14 protein-coding genes are annotated in these 17,090 nt (G+C 31.2%); 3 read left to right on the forward strand and 11 right to left on the reverse strand.

Annotated features, from left to right (window positions below; all coding sequences use genetic code 11):
- Window positions 1–7: 7 nt before the first annotated feature.
- The 6 genes from K292_RS0103635 to K292_RS0103660 form a co-directional block, all read right to left on the reverse strand.
- The gene (locus tag K292_RS0103635) at window positions 8–844 is read right to left on the reverse strand and encodes a metal ABC transporter permease (protein ID WP_027398683.1); all 837 of its coding nucleotides are present in this window, start codon (window positions 842–844) and stop codon (window positions 8–10) included.
- Window positions 837–1,613 (reverse strand): metal ABC transporter ATP-binding protein, encoded by a 777-nt coding sequence (locus tag K292_RS0103640; RefSeq protein ID WP_027398684.1) that lies wholly within the window; start codon window positions 1,611–1,613, stop codon window positions 837–839. Before K292_RS0103640 ends, K292_RS0103635 begins: the two co-directional genes overlap by 8 nt.
- Window positions 1,610–2,509, reverse strand: a complete 900-nt coding sequence (locus K292_RS0103645) for a metal ABC transporter solute-binding protein, Zn/Mn family (protein WP_027398685.1) — start codon at window positions 2,507–2,509, stop codon at window positions 1,610–1,612. Before K292_RS0103645 ends, K292_RS0103640 begins: the two co-directional genes overlap by 4 nt.
- A gap of 898 nt (window positions 2,510–3,407) precedes the next feature.
- Window positions 3,408–6,491, reverse strand: a complete 3,084-nt coding sequence (locus K292_RS0103650) for an efflux RND transporter permease subunit (protein ID WP_027398686.1) — start codon at window positions 6,489–6,491, stop codon at window positions 3,408–3,410.
- On the reverse strand, window positions 6,488–7,717 hold the full coding sequence (locus K292_RS0103655) for an efflux RND transporter periplasmic adaptor subunit (RefSeq protein ID WP_051280268.1): 1,230 nt from the start codon (window positions 7,715–7,717) through the stop codon (window positions 6,488–6,490). Before K292_RS0103655 ends, K292_RS0103650 begins: the two co-directional genes overlap by 4 nt.
- Window positions 7,718–7,869: 152 nt before the next feature.
- Window positions 7,870–8,484, reverse strand: coding sequence for a TetR family transcriptional regulator (locus tag K292_RS0103660; protein WP_027398688.1), 615 nt, complete (start codon window positions 8,482–8,484; stop codon window positions 7,870–7,872).
- A gap of 613 nt (window positions 8,485–9,097) precedes the next feature.
- On the opposite strand from K292_RS0103660, the gene abc-f reads away from it, so the two are divergent.
- Window positions 9,098–10,582, forward strand: coding sequence for a ribosomal protection-like ABC-F family protein (gene abc-f, locus K292_RS0103665; protein ID WP_027398689.1), 1,485 nt, complete (start codon window positions 9,098–9,100; stop codon window positions 10,580–10,582).
- A 110-nt stretch (window positions 10,583–10,692) separates the two neighbouring features.
- Here the strand turns inward: abc-f and K292_RS0103670 are convergent, their stop codons facing one another.
- Window positions 10,693–11,178, reverse strand: coding sequence for a hypothetical protein (locus K292_RS0103670; protein ID WP_027398690.1), 486 nt, complete (start codon window positions 11,176–11,178; stop codon window positions 10,693–10,695).
- Window positions 11,179–11,385: 207 nt separating this feature from the next.
- Here K292_RS0103670 and K292_RS0103675 point away from each other — a divergent pair, with 207 nt between their 5' ends.
- Both K292_RS0103675 and K292_RS0103680 read left to right on the forward strand, forming a co-directional pair.
- A complete protein-coding gene (locus K292_RS0103675; protein ID WP_027398691.1) occupies window positions 11,386–12,297 on the forward strand; it encodes an MSCRAMM family protein in 912 nt (303 codons plus the stop codon).
- Window positions 12,298–12,399: 102 nt separating this feature from the next.
- Window positions 12,400–13,263, forward strand: a complete 864-nt coding sequence (locus tag K292_RS0103680) for an MSCRAMM family protein (protein ID WP_027398692.1) — start codon at window positions 12,400–12,402, stop codon at window positions 13,261–13,263.
- Window positions 13,264–13,322: 59 nt separating this feature from the next.
- Here the strand turns inward: K292_RS0103680 and K292_RS0103685 are convergent, their stop codons facing one another.
- From K292_RS0103685 to K292_RS0103700, 4 genes are all read right to left on the reverse strand, one after another.
- Complete coding sequence (locus K292_RS0103685; RefSeq protein WP_027398693.1) at window positions 13,323–14,084, reverse strand: Fic family protein; 762 nt, start codon at window positions 14,082–14,084, stop codon at window positions 13,323–13,325.
- A 213-nt stretch (window positions 14,085–14,297) separates the two neighbouring features.
- Window positions 14,298–15,155, reverse strand: coding sequence for a hypothetical protein (locus tag K292_RS0103690; protein WP_027398694.1), 858 nt, complete (start codon window positions 15,153–15,155; stop codon window positions 14,298–14,300).
- Window positions 15,148–15,645, reverse strand: coding sequence for an RNA polymerase sigma factor (locus K292_RS0103695; RefSeq protein WP_027398695.1), 498 nt, complete (start codon window positions 15,643–15,645; stop codon window positions 15,148–15,150). Before K292_RS0103695 ends, K292_RS0103690 begins: the two co-directional genes overlap by 8 nt.
- A 70-nt stretch (window positions 15,646–15,715) precedes the next feature.
- Window positions 15,716–16,648 carry a stalk domain-containing protein gene (locus tag K292_RS0103700; protein ID WP_027398696.1) on the reverse strand — a complete coding sequence of 311 codons (933 nt, stop codon included), beginning with the start codon at window positions 16,646–16,648 and terminating at the stop codon, window positions 15,716–15,718.
- Window positions 16,649–17,090: the final 442 nt, after the last annotated feature.

The raw sequence follows: 17,090 nt of genomic DNA on the forward strand, positions 1-17,090 counted from the left end.
TTATTTCTTATACGTTTTTAATATGGCTCTTTTTAATTATTCTATCTATCCAACGTACTCCATAACATAAAAGATAACACAAAACTGATAAAATTACTATAGCAGCACCGGATGCTATATTTGTAATGTAAGAAATCCATAAACCAACAAAACAAAATAAAATCCCAAGAAAAATAGCATAAATCATTCGTTTTTTCAATTTCAAAGAAAATTTTTCTGCCGTTGCCGCAGGAGCAGTTAATAGTGATAAAACTAAAATAATTCCCACAACACGTATAAGTACAACTACTGTCATAGCAACAAGTATTAAAAGCAAATATTCTAAAAACGCAGTCCTTATACCAATAATGGAAGCAAATTCTTCATCAAAGAGATAAGCTTTCCAGGCATTAAATAAAATAATTATAATGAAAACCACAACAATAGTAAGCCCAAGCATTAAATAAATATCTGATCTTGTCACTGATAAAATATTACCAAACAGGTAAGAAGTTAAATCAGGAGGATATCCCTTCATTAAAGAAATAAATAAAATCCCAAGAGCCATTCCAAGAGACCAAAATAGACCAATCACCACATCTGGACGAGCTCCTCCTTTTCTCTTTATAAAACCAATGCCTAAAGCTGCACCAACAGAAAAAATAAAAGCTCCCAAAATAGGTTCAAATCCCATAAGATATCCAAGTCCGACTCCTCCATAAGAAGTATGTGCTATTCCACCGCTCATCATTACCAGCTTTTTCTCTACAATGATTACCCCGATAATTCCACAAACAATACTTGCAAGAAATCCTGCAACTAAAGCATTTTGTAAAAATTGGTATTTAAATATTGCATCAATCAAAACTATTTACCTCCTCATGACATTTTAAAACTCTGTGGGGGACACCGTGAGCAATTAAATCCACAGGACAGCCATAAAGACTTGTAACAATTTTTTCCGTAAGCTCAGGTTCTCCATGATAGACTAATTTTTCATTAAGGCAAGCAAGTTTAGTTACTTGTGATGAAACTGCCAGTAAATCATGAGTAACAAGAATAATTGTCATTTTTTTATTTAGTTCTCCAAGAAGACTATATATTTGATTTCTTGAAACTGCATCTACACTAGCAGTAGGCTCGTCCAGAAGCAAAATTTTAGGATTTACTGTTAAAGCCCTTGCAATTAACATACGCTGAAACTCTCCTCCAGACAATTCAGAAATCTGCCTGTGTGCCAAATGCTTGAGGCCTACATTTTCCAGCGCGTAAAAAGCTATTTCTTTATCTTGTTTACTAAATCTATAAAAAGGAGAAAGACCTTGATTAAGTCTTCCAGTCAACACAACTTCAATAACAGAAATAGGAAAACGTTTATCCATTGTAGCTATTTGAGGAACATAACCTATTACTTTTCTATTTTTGCCTATCTTTTTACCATATATCTCAATACTTCCACTATTTATTGGAATAAGACCTAAAATAGATTTTAAAAGTGTAGTCTTTCCTCCTCCATTTGGTCCTATTATACCTAAATATTCCCCTTCTTCAACATCAAAGCAAACACCTGTAATTGCAGGTGTTTGCTCATAATATACCGATAAATTTTCTATTTTAACAGCTACTTGACTCACTCCATTACCTCCGCCATAGTCTTTGCCATTTCTTTAAGATTATCAATGTAATCTGCTGCAAGAGGTTCAAGTTTTATTGTCTTACCTCCTATTTCTTCTGCAAAAGCCTCTGATTGACTGCTGTCAATCTCTTCTTGGTAAAATATTACTTTAATGTTTTCTTTCTTTGCAAGGTCAATCATTTCTTGCAAACGTTGTGCCGTAGATTCCTTTCCCTCTTTCTCTAAAGCATACATCTGCAAACCATAATCATCTGCAAGATATCCAAAAGCCGGATGATAAACTATAAACTTCTTATTTTTTACACCCGTCAGAGAAGATACTATTTCTTTATCCAAATTATCTAACTTACTTATGTATTCATCAGCATTTTTCTCGTAAGTTTCTTTATTTTTCTCATCAAGTTTTCCCATTTCCTCTGAAATTGCTTCTACCATAACTTTAGCTCTTTTAGGTGAAAGCCAAATGTGAGGATCTCTTTCTCCTGATTCAAATGTTCTATCCGGATAAACATCAGCTACCTTCTCTTGCAAGGATATGGTTTTGATATTACCTGCAGTGGGCAATATATTTGCTTCCTCTGTTGGAACTCCTATAGTAAAATAGACACTTGCATTTGAAAACTTTTCCATTTGCTGTGGCGTTGGTTCATAATTTTCCGGACTACTTCCTGGAGGAACCATAGTAATAACTTCTGCTAAGTCTCCGCATACTGCTTCTGCAAAAGTTTTTTCAGGAACAATTGTAACAGCGACAATCGGTTTTTCTGCCTTTTCTGCTTCACCATTGTTACTGTCATTATCCGCTGTATCATCTTTAGAACAACCTGCAAATAATAATAAACTTGTTACAAGCATGCAGCAAGTTGCAATTCCGATTTTCTTCTTAATTTTCATAATTATACCCCTTTATCTTATTATAGTTTTTTAATTGCAAATGCAAATTGTTTGCATTTGTTTTATAGTATACTATTATTTTTTTTATTATTCAATAACATTTTAATAATATTTTTAAATTTTTCCATTTATAAGCTTACTGAGATTTATCAAGAATAACTTAATAAATGATCATCTTTTAAGAATTAAATACTAATAAAATATCCTAATTCATCAATAATTAACAAAACACCTTTTTATATTTATTCATTTTCAGCAAACTCCCATACTAAATCTAGTAAAAAAGATTAGATACTACTCTAATCTTTTTTAACTTAAAAATACGCTTATACTTTATTTTAATGTAATCCAAAAATCTCATTTCCTAGCCTATTCCTAGATCTATTTCCAACCCCTAAAATCATCGTATTTTTTCATCAGAATAGGTTTCAGACGTATTAATCCAAGTTCTAAACTGTAATTCATATTTTTTACCATTTTTCTTTATTAGGTCTTATGTAATCCGTTTACGTGATATAAATTCATCGATTTGTTCCATGATCTCATTATGATTTCTTAGAAAAGTTTTACTTACACGCGTTTTTCGACATATTTCTGATTTTGAAATATTATACTGGTTAAATCCTCTAAATTTTTCCATTCTCTTAATAAAGATAATATGACTTGCTTTTTCATTTTAACTTAAGAATTTTTTTATACCAATCAAAATTTTTATTATAAAAATTAGAATCTTTTTACATATCATCTCATATTTTTCATGCAAGCTCTAATAGCAACTCCTTACGGTAACATCATATCTATAATAAGCTCAGGTTTGATTATACATGGGAAAAATTCCACAGTTAAATCAGAGAATAGTTTACAAAACAATTTATTTTAATTGCTTCTTATTATAATTTTATTTAGCTTCAATGAGTTCTTCCCCCATATTGATAGGTTCTTCCTTCGGTAGATTATACACAACTGCATATATAGCTGGCAAAATTAACAGAGTAAGTAATGTAGCAATAAAAATTCCAAAGCTCATTGCTACAGCCATAGGACCCCAGAACAAGTTTGGAATTAGTGGTATCAGTCCTAATATAGTTGACGCAGTAGTCAGCATAACAGGTCTAAATCTTACCACTGCCGCATTAATTACAGCATGCCACATATCCTCTCCTTTGTTCAAATGCTCATCTACTTGTTCTATAAGAACCACACTGTTTCGCATAGTAATCCCAAACAATGCCAGAACACCCAACTTAGCAACAAACCCAAATGGATCATTAAATAATAGCAAGCCTATATTAACACCTATTATACAGAGAGGAGCTGTCAACATAGCAACCACCAATTTGGAGACTTTTTGTAACTGCAACATCAATACAAGTAATATTCCCAGTATCATCATGGGAGCTACTTTCATAACTTCTGCCAGACCCTTATCGCTTCTTTCAAGCGAACCTCCTATCTCTATAGTATATCCTTTTGGCAGATTATTTCGGATTTCTTTGATTTCCTCATATATATTTTCGGCTGCATTATCACCTGTTACACCTTCCACTGTTTGTGCCTGTGCGGTAATAGTCGGCTTCAAATTTCTTCTTGCTATCATCCCATCCTCCGTGTCAAATGAAATTTTCGCCACCTGTGTCAGAGGAACATAGGAACCACTTGCAATAGGAATACTTAAATTTTCCAGATTTGAAAGTGCACTGGTACTAAATTGCCCTTCTTTCAGCACTATATCTACTGTTTTATCATCCTCTCTAAACTGTGAAACGGTTTTCCCTGAGATTTGTGCTTGTAGTGCTCCTGAAATTTGTTGACTGTCTAATTCAAGTTCTTTTATCTTATTTTGATCGATTTCCACATGCATTACCTTAATTTTTTCATACCAGTCAAGATTCACATTATACAAATCTTCATCTTTTTCCATAACTTTTCTTACTTGATTTGCGATATCTTTTACAGTATCCACGTCATTTCCAGAGATACGAAGCATTACAGGATATGCACTTGGAGGGCCATTCTGGATAACCCTTATATGACTATTTACACTTTCAAACCCATTTGCAAATAAATCATCCAGATATTTATTAACCTTTTCCCGCGCTTTTAAATCTTTTGCAACAATTACAAATTCTGCCGTATTTGATGCCTGCCTTCCGGGCTCAAAAGAAAGCACGAATCTTGATGCACTTCTGCCTACATAAAAGGAATAATTTTCAATGTTTTTATCATCTTTTATAGCTTCTGAAAGCTTCTGTGCACACCTCTGAGTTTCTTCTATGGAACTCCCTTGTGGAAGAGTCAAATCAACTATTAACTCTGGTCTCGTTGCATCTGGGAAAAATTCTTTAGGCACAAAATGTGTTAAAGAAAATCCCGAAAAGCAGAATACTATAACTGTAATAATGAGAACCCTTTTCCTATTATTTAAGCAAAATTTTAATGTCTTTTTAAATCCGTTATAAAATCTAGAATTATACATGCCTTTGTTGTCTTTTGTAAACTTCTTTTGTATAATGCTATAACCTAGCAGTGGTGTCACACATACAGATACTACCCATGAAAGTAACAATGCCATAGTAATTACACTAAAAATACTACCTGTATACTCAGAAGCGGGACCTTTTGAAAAGAATACTGGTGTAAATGCTATACATGTTGCCAACGTTCCTGTCAACATAGGAAACGCAGTGGAGGTATATGCATAACAACCTGCTTTTAAGCGATCCCAACCTTCATCTATTTTTACCGACATCATTTCTATAGCAATAATCTCATCATCCACTAAAAGCCCCAATGCAATAATCAGAGCTCCTAAGGAGACTTTATGTAGCGGGATTCCAAACGCATACATACCAACAAGAACTCCTGCGGTAACTAATGGTATGCAAAGTGCAACTACAGTTCCTGTCCTTATACCTAAACTTATAAAGCAAACAATAAGTACAATGATAATAGCTAAAACAAGGGTTTCCACGAACTCATTTACAGATGATTCAACAGCTTCTGGTTGATTTGCAACTTGTGATATTTCAAGTCCTGCCGGTAGATCCTTTCTAATTTCTTTCAAATTGTTATCAAGATTTTCTCCTAAATTTATAATATTTCCGCCTTCATCCATGGATACTGCTATACCTATAGCCTCTTCACCATTATAATACATCTTTGGGTCTGACGGTTCAGAATATCCCCTTGTAATCTCAGCTATGTCTCCAAGCCTTATCAATCGTCCTCCTGCCTTTAGAGTCACATCTTCTATATTATACACATCATCAAACACGCCACTTACTCGTACGTAAACATTGTCCTGTGAAGTCTCCATCATCCCAGAGGGCATAACAGTATTTTGAGTAGCTAATGCATTCGATATCATGTTTGCCGTAATCCCCAGACTAGCCATTTTACTATTTTCAATCTTTATATATACCTTTTCTGATTGGACACCTAGAAGTTCAACTTTTTTAACATCATTTACACCCAGAAAAGTTCTTCTAATATTCTCTGCGGTTTCCCTCATATCTTCATACGAAAAGCCATCTGAAGTCAATGCATATATACATCCATACACATCATCAAAACGGTCATTAAAAACTGGTCCTTGTACTGTAGATGGTAATTTCGACTTCATATCTATCACCAGATTTCGTACTTCAACCCAAGTATCTCTTACCTGACTCTGCGGAACTGTATCTTTTAAAGCAATAAATATAATTGCCTGACCTGCCTTAGAATAGCTTCTTATGTAATCCTTGTTTGGAATATCCTGCAGAGTTCTTTCTATATTATCTGTTACTTGTTTTTCTACTTGCTCTGCTGTAGCTCCCGGCCATGCCACTGTCATATACATTTCACGCACAGCAAACTCTGGGTCCTCCATCCTGCCCAAATTCCCATAAGAAAAGATTCCCATCACAAAAGTAAGAAATACTACAAAATAAACTAGTTGCTTGTGATTAAGACACCATTCCGTCAAATTGAAATTCTTCATTGGATCCTCCCCTCAGCTTTTACCTGTTGGCCATCAAAAAGCCTATGAACTCCTGCCGTTACTATTACATCTCCATCTTTAAGACCTTTTTCTATTTTTACATTATTTCCACTAAATTCTCCAACTTTTACCATTTGCTGTCTTACCATGTTATTTTCTACAATCCATACAGCTGAATCTGAGGTAACTTGATATATAGCCTCAAGTGGAACAAAAATATTTTTTTGAGGATTATCTGGCAAAATTACTACCATAGCAGACATACCTGGCTTTATATCCTTAGGAGGATTTATCAAGTCAAGTGTAACCTCATATGTACGAGAAGCAGCATCCGCTACAGGAGAAATTTCGCTTACATTTCCTTTTACCTCTATGCCCTTCAGTGCCCAGAAAGTAATATCCACATTACTGGATACTTTTATACTATCAATCTTATTTTCTGGTATGTTCACCTTGACTTGTAAATTATCGTCTTGTATTATAGTCACAACTACCTGCCCAGCCGATACTACCTGACCTTCCTCAACATTTATATCAGATATAATTCCTGATTTATCAGAAACTAAACGACAGTAATCAAGCTGATTGCGTCCTTGGGTATATGCTGCATTTGCCTGTTGCAATGCCGAAGATGCTGCCTGAAACGAATTTTGCGCATTTTGGTAATCAAGCTGGGTTGCAGCTCCATTTTGATACAAATCCGTAAATCTATCTAAGTTATCCTTTGCCAAAGCATACTGTGATCTTGCTGCCGAGACAGCAGCAGCTTTAATGCTGACACCTTGTTCCACATCCTGTGAATCAATTTCAAATAATACATCTCCTTCATGCACAGTATCACCTAAGGCTACATTTCGTTTTATAATTTTTCCACCAACCTGAAATGCCAGATTACTTTCATATTCTGCACATACTTCCCCTGCATAACTGTATTCAGATTTATCACCCGTTTTACTGATTTCCATGGTTTTAACAAGTATAGGTTGCTTGTATTCAGTAGTTTTCATCATGTGGCTCCTCACATTTAGTGCTACTAATATTAAAAGAATCAACACAATCACAAATATAATTTTTTTGCAATTTAGCCATCCAAATCTCTGTTTCAATTTACTACCTGCTTTCCCTGTTTTAATTGTAGCCAGTTCTTGCTTCTCATCCAGATTATCTACAGATTTATCTAACCTTCCTTTTACCTCATTTAATTTTTTATTCAACCAAGCTAACATTATAAGCACCTCCTGAAATTAATCTTTAATATAAGCATAAGCTTTTATTAAACAAACGTTTGTTTAATAATTTTTTTTAATGAACCCTGTTTTTTAGCGCAGTTATTCTTAATTATCCAATTGCATAAATCTATACAGTTATCAAATTTTCATTATTCTTTAATCCTAATTCCATCAAAGTAGTTTTTCAAAGCTTCATTCATATATTCTTCAACTGAATTAATTTCTTTTATAAATTTTTCCTTACTTAAGGGCAAAGTAAGGAAATAAAAATTAATGATACTAATAATAGACAGTGCTGCAACCGATGAATTTACATCCTGCCTTATTTTTCGGTTTTGCTTACCCTCTTCTATACATTCTCTTAGAAACATTTGCAAATTTCCGATTCCGCCCCTTACTACTTCACTAATGCTGTCTGTAGGATTTATTATTTCATTAAGTGTAAGCCTTAACAAATGAGGATATTCCTTATGAAGCCTTATCATATTATTAGTGAAAAGTTGCATCTTTTCGTCTGCCAAAAGTTCCTCTTTTCTAATTATTGTTAGAGAATTACTTATAATTTCAAACTGTGTAGTAAGAATATGCTTATACAGGTTCTCTTTGCCATTAAAATAGTAAGAAATCAAAGCAAGATTTACATTTGCTGCTTTTGCCAATTCCCTTACCGATACCCCTGTAAAGCCCTTCATGGCAAATAATGGAATTGCCGCTTCTATGATTTTGTCCTGAATCGAAATTTCTTTGGGATTCTTTTCGCTCATAGCTTCTCCTTATCTTTAAATATTTTATATTTAAACGTTTGTTTAAATATAAAATATCATATATATTGACAATTGTCTAGTGTTTTTCAAATATTTATAATAGTTTGCATTCCAACGTTCCAATTCACCCATTTTATAGTTACTTGCTGCTTTTCATTTTTTTGTTCTTCTCCTTAAAATTAATTCAATAAATTTATTTATAATCTTTACATCAGTTTTATTTAAATAATGGTAATATAGAAAATGAAAATTTATAAGAATATTACTTTTAAAGGTTTTTTAATTTAAAATATTTATATAAATTCTTGAAAAACAGTACCATATATGTTACCCTAAAGAAAATAATAAAAAGATAGGAGTTGAAAGGATGAGCACTATTTCTTGCTAATCACTATGGATATAATAAAAATTTTTGTGAATGTAAATATACACATTCCTGCTTTTTTATTTATCTTATGCAAGAAAGCCTGCTGATTCTTATTACTCTATAAATATAAAAACACCTTACTTATGATTTATTTATAATGGCAAGGTTCTGTTTTGAAGTGTATTTAAGCTGCAGGAATTGACTTTCTTGCAGCTTATTTAATTTTCAAAGGAGGATAAAAAAGTTATGTCATTAATAAATATTTCAAATGTAACTTTCGCTTATGATACCAGTTATGATAACATTTTTGAAAATATCAGCTTTCAAATAGATACTGATTGGAAACTTGGTTTTATAGGAAGAAACGGTACCGGAAAAACAACTTTTCTAAATTTGCTGCTTAAAAAATATAAATTCACTGGTAATATATCAGCAGGTACTAATTTTGAATACTTTCCATATGAAGTCGAAAATAAATCTGTTATAACCACAGAAATAATAGAAAAAGTTTATCCTGATTATATAAAATGGGAACTTATTCGTGAGCTTTCTTTTCTTGAACTATCAAAAAATGTTCTTGATCGTCCCTTTAACACCCTTTCAAACGGAGAACAGACAAAGGTCTTGCTTGCCCTGCTTTTTCTTAAAGATAATAGGTTTTTACTTATTGATGAACCTACAAACCATCTTGATTTAAAAGGCAGAAAAGTAGTAAGCGATTATTTAAACTCAAAAACAGGTTTTATCTTAGTATCCCACGATAGAACTTTTCTAGATGGATGTATAGATCACGTTATTTCAATCAATAGAACCAATATTGATATTCAACGAGGTAATTTTTCTTCTTGGCTTTTAAATAAAGAACGTCAGGATAACTTTGAAATTTCAAAAAATGAAAAATTAAAAAAGGATATAAACCGACTTTCTTTTGCCGCAAAGCAAACTTCTAATTGGTCAGGTAAAGTTGAAAAAACCAAATATGGTACAAGAAATTCAGGACTTAGACCTGACAGAGGTTATATCGGTCATAAAGCAGAAAAAATGATGAAGCGTTCTAAGTCAATTGAAAAGCGACTATCATCAAATATTGAAGAAAAATCCATGTTGTTAAAGAACATTGAAAATCACGAAACTTTAAAAATATCTCAACTTGATTATAAAGCAAACAGGTTGATTACTTTTGATAAAGTTTCAATCTTCTATGGTAAAAAAACTGTTTGCTCTAATATTAGTTTTTCAATTGAAAGTGGTGAAAGAATTGCCCTTTGTGGAAAAAACGGCTCAGGAAAATCAAGTATTATTAAACTTATTTGGGGTGAACATATAAAATATACAGGCAATTTTCAAAAAGGGAACAACCTGCAAATTTCATATGTAGCACAAGACACTTCTTCTCTGAGTGGCACCTTATCAAATTACGCTGCCCAAAACAATATAGATGAAAGTCTTTTCAAAACAATTCTCAGAAAACTTAATTTTTCCAGAGTTCAATTTGAAAAGGATATAAGTGATTTCAGCGAAGGACAAAAAAAGAAAGTATTAATTGCCCGAAGTCTTTGTGAAAAAGCGCATTTGCATATATGGGATGAGCCTCTTAATTTCATTGATGTCATATCTCGTATACAAATTGAAGAATTATTGCTTGAATTTAAGCCAACAATTTTATTTGTGGAGCATGATAATGCATTTTGTGATAATATTGCTACTAAGATTATTTCTTTAACACCTTAATGCAAAATAGCTATATTAATTATTAGTATTTTGTAAAAATTCATCACCACCAGCTCAGTCAACTTGTCAACTTAAGGTATAATCACCTTAACGATTATACCTTAATAAACTTACGTTGCAGACCAAAACCCTACATTTGTAAAAAGATATGAAAGAATCAGCATTGCTATTGACCATAATATAAAAGACATGGCTAAGTCGTTCTTTGTTTTACCATATAAAACCACACCCATACACAGTAAAATAAAGCATATTATATCGAATAAATAATAAAACAAATAAAGGAAGAAAATTATATATTGAGAAAAAAATACTGACAAGAAAAGTAAAACTGAAATAAGTTGAAATATTAAGCCAATCTTTTCTAAGTCTTTAAGTTGATTGTTTTTACGAACTTCTTTTTTTATATACTTTAAAGAATATGGTAAAACTAAAAAAAGCATTGATAATAAAATAAACTGTGCTATTAATAAAAATCCATGACTTAATTGATAATCTTTAAAAATATACCTTACTTCAAAGCACAGAATTATTATTGAAGACATACCTCCGAAAATCAGAGATATCAATATATTCTTTGAGTTAAAATATCTCATTTGAACCCTCCCTTATTAAATTGCAAAAATTATATCAGCTAACCTTTAAAAAATACAGTTTGTTTATTTTTATTTTGTATTATTAGAAAATATCAAAATGAAATATTATTTTTACTTATTTTAAATCATTTCACTTTCTATCTATTTTAACATATTATAATATGAAATAATAATTTAAAGTATTAGAATAAAAAAAGGAATTTAGCTATGGATAGAGATATTTATGAGCTTAAAGAAAGTGAAGATTTTTATTTAAGTGAATATCAAGAAAAAACAGTTGATTTACAGTTAATAAAAGTACATCCTTTGTATAGTTCTTTACTAACTGGAAGAGTATTTAACAAAAGTTGTAATTCTATTGCTAATGCAACTATAGAAGTATTTGATTTTAATTTAAATCCATTATGTCATACTTTAACTGATCCATTTGGTTTTTATAAGTTTAAAGATATGCTACCCGGTGAATATAAACTAATAGCATCTGCAGATAATTATCTTGCTTCTAAATCAGAATCAGTAATAATACATTCAGGATGCAACAATATTTTAGATTTTAATTTAAGGTGTAATCCTATTGTCCAAAAAGGCATCTTGTATGGTGTTGTCTACGACAATTATAAGAATACTCCTATTAAAAATGTTAAAATTACTCTTGTTTATAAAGATTGCAAAACAAAAATAGCTGCAACTACATTAACTAATGAAAAAGGACAATATTTAATATATAATCTATTACCAAACAATTATATTATTATAGCAACTCACCCGAATTATCTACCCTGTGAGTCAATTGATATTAAAATAGGAAAAAAAGAAATGTCATTGATGAATCTTAACTTAATTCAGGATAATACTATTGCCACCTCAACAATTAGTGGTACTATTAATTATCATGGTAATTTTGCAATAGGAATACCGGTTTTTTTATATGAAATCGATAATCAATCAGTTTATAAATTGATCCAAATACAAATTACTAATCGTGATGGTATTTATTTGTTTTCCTCTGTTCCTCCCGGTAAATATATGATTAATGCAAAATTACAAATTGGTGATGAGATTTTTGATGAACTTGTCATTGAAAAAAATCAAAAGATTAAAAAAATTCATAAACTATGATATAAAAAGTAAATAACATATGGCGGATTTAATCTTATCACAATTTAATTAATTATTCATATATAAATAAAGAATAAAAAAGTATTAATGGAGAGATGAAATATGTCTTTTTATGATAAATATATTATAACTCAAAGTTCAGAGATAGAATCTGAAGGAAGGGAAGAAACACGTACAGACCTTCAATTACCAGTCAACCCAGATCAAAACGTTGGTACTGTTAGCGGAACAGTTTTAGACACGAGTGATAACCCAATAGATAATGCTACTATTAAATTATGCACATCAACATTACAGCCTTTCGCTCATACTAATACAAATCCTCAAGGGAAATTTACACTAACACAAGTTCCCTCTGGTTCTTATTTTATATCGGCTACTAAAGAAGATTATTTTCTTACAGTTCCTATTTCTGTAACAGTTATAAAAAATAGAATGTCAACAGTAACTATAACGATTACACCTAATCCCGAGGCAAATAAAAATATAATTTATGGAACTGTTAAATCAAATATTGATAATACACCAATTGAAGAAGCAGTTGTTCAACTATTTAAAAAACAAGACGAAGAAAATATCTACGTTGGTATTTCTTTTACAAATCCACAAGGACAATACCTTTTCATAGATTTAGATGATGGTGAATATTATGTTAATACTAGTAAATTAGGATATTTAACAACAGAAACACAACCTATTAGTATTTCCAGCAAAGAATATATTCCTCAAGATGTTATTCTTACTTCTGATCCCAATGCAAATACCGGTGTCATTTGTGGTATAATTACTGATGATACTACAGATATTCCTATCGCAAATGCACTTGTTGCTTTATATTCTGTTTCTGATGAAACAGAAACACTCTTAAAGATAACTCAAACAAATATAGAGGGTAAATATCTATTTGGAGATATTGAAACAGGGAATTATCGTATTAAATCTACAGTTCAAAGTATTGAGGCATAAAACAGAAGCCACCTCCGGGTGGCTCTTTTTATTTATTTTTTTATGTTAATAAATCTATATTACTTAATTCTGAACATCCTAAGGTAATCTTTTTGTGCCTCTAATTCACATTCAGCAATTAATTGATTGAAAGCTTCTATAGATGGATTCTTTTCTCTTTGAGAAACTTGTAATGCTTCTATATATTCATGTCTTAATACAGGAGGTATAGAAACTATACAGTAGCCTTTATTTATTAATATCAAATTCATTAAAAGTCTTGCGGTTCTCCCGTTTCCATTTGCAAATGGATGTATATCCACAAGCTTTTTATGTGCATAAGCAGCAAGTAATACAGGGTGTAAGTTTTCTTCATTTTTCTTTAATTGTAATAAAAACCCTTCCATTAAAGAAGGAATATCTTCTGCTATAGGAGGAATATACTCTGTTCCACTGATAAAAACTTGAAAACTTCTATAATTTCCTGCTTCTTCACTATCCTGCTTATTATAAAACAGAAAATGAAGCTTTTTTATAATTTCTTCAGTAATTTCAAGAGCTCCGCCTCTTGCAAGCTTAATCATAAAATCATAAGCTTCCCCATGTCCTGTTGCTTCATAGCAATCTTTTATTGGTTTACCACTTACAGTCAATCCATTTTCAAGAAGAATTTTAGTTTCATTTAAAGTTAAAGTATTGCCCTCTAGGGCGTTACTGCTGTACGTTGTTCCGATTTTAAAATAATTATCCAGCTCTTGAATCTCTGCAAGTTTGAGAGGTCTAAATTCCTGTATTTTCTCCTTATTTTCTTCTATTTTATTCAGGATTTTTTTCAACTGCATTTCGACTCCGTTCCGACTAATTTATTTTTGTCAGTCTTTTTTATACTTTGTAATTATTTTTTATTATACTATAACTTATACGAAAAATAAATTAATTTAAATTTGAGTCAGAATTTAAATTAAAAAATTATGCAAAATATCATAGTAGTACTTAATTTTTATTATCCTTCTCAGAAGATTCTGAGAGCAAGATACGACACTCAATATATTAAATTATTCTTTTCCTATGCTTCCAATAATAGCTTTTATATCGTCTTCTTCTGCTTGCACAGAAAAAGATAAAGAATAAGAGAAATCATCCTCTGTCCAAGTTGCCAAACTGATTAACGAGTTATTTCCTTTCAGTGTCACATTCCTATCCCCCATAACCTCATCTCTCAATTCCCCATAATCATTATAGTCTCCACTTACATCATCTGTGCCTTTTGCTACCCTATATACTATAGAATCCTCCCCGTTAGAATATATAATTTGCGCCATTTCCCCTATAATAACAGAGGTACTATCTACTTTATATCCATTAGGAAGTTTATTTGGTACAAGTAACTCAAATGGAACTGTTTTTTTTAATTCCTCTATCCCTTGAGTATCAACAATAGGACTTCCTCCTGATACGTTTTGCTCTTCTTGTTCATTGTTTTCCTCAAGCCCTGCTACTGTTCCTAAATTTAAATCTTGCTGTCCAAATTGGCAATCATTGCTTTCAGATTTTTCACTTGCTTTGGATTCTCCCTGTTGTTGTTTATCGTATTGTATGTTTTCACTTATTTCTTCGCTTACTTCTGGTGCTTGTATTTTTTCCCCTTTTGACAATTCTTTAGTCTCTTTAGAACTACTTACAAGATTTTGAGTTTGGTAATCATTGCTTTTTAGTGTGGGATATATAATTACTATAGCAAGTATAATAGCAAAGCAAGCAGCAATAGAGCTTAATGGCTTCAACCATTTTTGATAAGAAGATTTCGACTTTACATTGGTATACTCTTTTTTCTCTGTCAAATTCCTTAGAATATTTTCTTCCATTTGCGAAGTTACAATAATTTTTTCCATTGCAGAACGGTATTTATTCATTAAAGTCGTACACTCCTTTCAGCACTTTTCTTAATCTTTCTCTTGCTCGACATAAAAGGGAACGAACAGTACTCTCTTTTTTTTGAAGAATAGACGAAATTTCCAAAGTAGAATAACCTTCAAAATAAAAAAGATGTATTACCTCCCTATATTTTACTGGCAAATCATTCACTGCTTCCAACACCTCTGATTCTTCCTCTTCCATATATTCAATATCAAAGTTTTCCGGAATCTCAACAGTATGAAACCATGATGATTTTAATTTATTTTTGCATAGATTTATAGCAACACGCATCAACCATGCTTTTTCATGTTCTGAATTTAAAAAAACAGGTTTATTTTTTATTAAACTGAGTAAAGTATCTTGCAATATATCTTCTGCCTCAGAAATACTATGTAAATATGAATACGCTAATCTTAATATAGAATTACCGTAGACTTGTAATGCATGTACCACCGTTTCATCCGTACGTAATGAAACATCGGTCACTATAAATTCCCCCTCTCTTCCAAATAAGACTTCGCTATAGTAAATCTTAGTTTTATTATTAATAAAGTTTCTATTTAATACTTTCTATAATATCAGCTAATGTTTTCTGATTAACAGGAACATCAAAAGCTAAAGAAAAACTGATTCCAGCATTTGACCATGTTGCCAAACTAATATTATCATCATTTCCTTTAATAGTAACTTTCATGTCTCCAATTGGTATTATATTAGTTTTTGAATAAGTATTATAATCACCACTAATATCTGCTTTACCTTTAGCTGTTCGATATAAAATTTCATTATCTCCCTGCTTGTAAAAAATCTCCGCCAGCTCGTTGCTTATAACAATTATATCTTTCATTTGATATTCAGATGGAATATCAGATGGTACAAAAAAGTTAAATCCAACTGCTTTTCGTGCCTCATCTATTGTTTGATAATCTACTAAAGGATTAGGAATCTGAGTTGAATCCTGCGTCACATCGTCGTCCACTGAATTGTAAGAAATTGCAATTTCATTCCCATTTATTTTAACACATTGTGAATCAGTCAATAAAGTTTTATAATAATTGACTGGTACATACCCACACCCATTAACGATTGTCGGTGCAACTCCAAGGCTCTCAGGACTTGTCATTCCAATGGCTTTACTACTATAAGCACTATAGTTATCAACACCAATACTAATATCAGACTGCATGATGCCGTCATCCAAATGAATCATTTTATTATCTTTATCCCACGTAACTTTAAATCCTAGTGACTCCGATATAATTCTAAGAGGTACCATTATTTGATCTTTAATTTTGATAACTTTACAATTGCCTAACTCAACATATTTATCATTTATTTTAATTTTATACTGTTCCAACACTGATTGCTGACCTGCAAGAACAACAGTATTTGATGAGATTAAAATATTACTTGTCTCAGAAGCAAAAGATATAATTCCGGTAGACATTATAGTTGTAGCACATAAGACTCCAATTAATACTTTTTTCATTTTTTAACATTCCTTTCTATTTACACTGAAATTAACTTTCTACTTTAAATACAAATAAATAATGGCAAATGTTGCAAAAAAATAAAAATTTTTTTAATGAGTTTTATTTCATTGTAATAATTTTATAGCTTAATATAAAAAGACATAATACACTTATGATTTTAAATTTTATTTTATAAAGAAAGAACTTTTATCGTTTTTGTTATACCAAACATTCTATAGAAATTTACAAGTTGACAGTTAAAATCAAAAACTATTCATTTTTGCAAAAACTAAATAACTCTGAATCCTTTAGAATTCAGAGTTTTATTTCATTGGCTGCAGGAAGAGGACTTGAACCTCTGACCTTTGAGTTATGAAATATAGGAATTAAATTTTATTACTTCACATAGTCTCATGTATCGTTAATTTTTCAAGCTTTTTATAAGGTTGACTTGTTATA

The sequence above is a fragment of the Anaerovorax odorimutans DSM 5092 genome (genome assembly GCF_000426305.1).
GTDB lineage: Bacteria > Bacillota > Clostridia > Peptostreptococcales > Anaerovoracaceae > Anaerovorax > Anaerovorax odorimutans.

Coding starts and splice junctions, on each gene's coding strand:
- K292_RS0103645 (WP_027398685.1), bottom strand. CDS start 2,509: ATGAAAATTAAGAAGAAAATCGGAATTGCAACTTGCTGCATGCTTGTA.
- K292_RS0103650 (WP_027398686.1), bottom strand. CDS start 6,491: ATGAAGAATTTCAATTTGACGGAATGGTGTCTTAATCACAAGCAACTA.
- K292_RS0103655 (WP_051280268.1), bottom strand. CDS start 7,717: ATGTTAGCTTGGTTGAATAAAAAATTAAATGAGGTAAAAGGAAGGTTA.
- K292_RS0103660 (WP_027398688.1), bottom strand. CDS start 8,484: ATGAGCGAAAAGAATCCCAAAGAAATTTCGATTCAGGACAAAATCATA.
- abc-f (WP_027398689.1), top strand. CDS start 9,098: ATGTCATTAATAAATATTTCAAATGTAACTTTCGCTTATGATACCAGT.
- K292_RS0103670 (WP_027398690.1), bottom strand. CDS start 11,178: ATGAGATATTTTAACTCAAAGAATATATTGATATCTCTGATTTTCGGA.
- K292_RS0103675 (WP_027398691.1), top strand. CDS start 11,386: ATGGATAGAGATATTTATGAGCTTAAAGAAAGTGAAGATTTTTATTTA.
- K292_RS0103680 (WP_027398692.1), top strand. CDS start 12,400: ATGTCTTTTTATGATAAATATATTATAACTCAAAGTTCAGAGATAGAA.
- K292_RS0103685 (WP_027398693.1), bottom strand. CDS start 14,084: ATGCAGTTGAAAAAAATCCTGAATAAAATAGAAGAAAATAAGGAGAAA.
- K292_RS0103690 (WP_027398694.1), bottom strand. CDS start 15,155: ATGAATAAATACCGTTCTGCAATGGAAAAAATTATTGTAACTTCGCAA.
- K292_RS0103700 (WP_027398696.1), bottom strand. CDS start 16,648: ATGAAAAAAGTATTAATTGGAGTCTTATGTGCTACAACTATAATGTCT.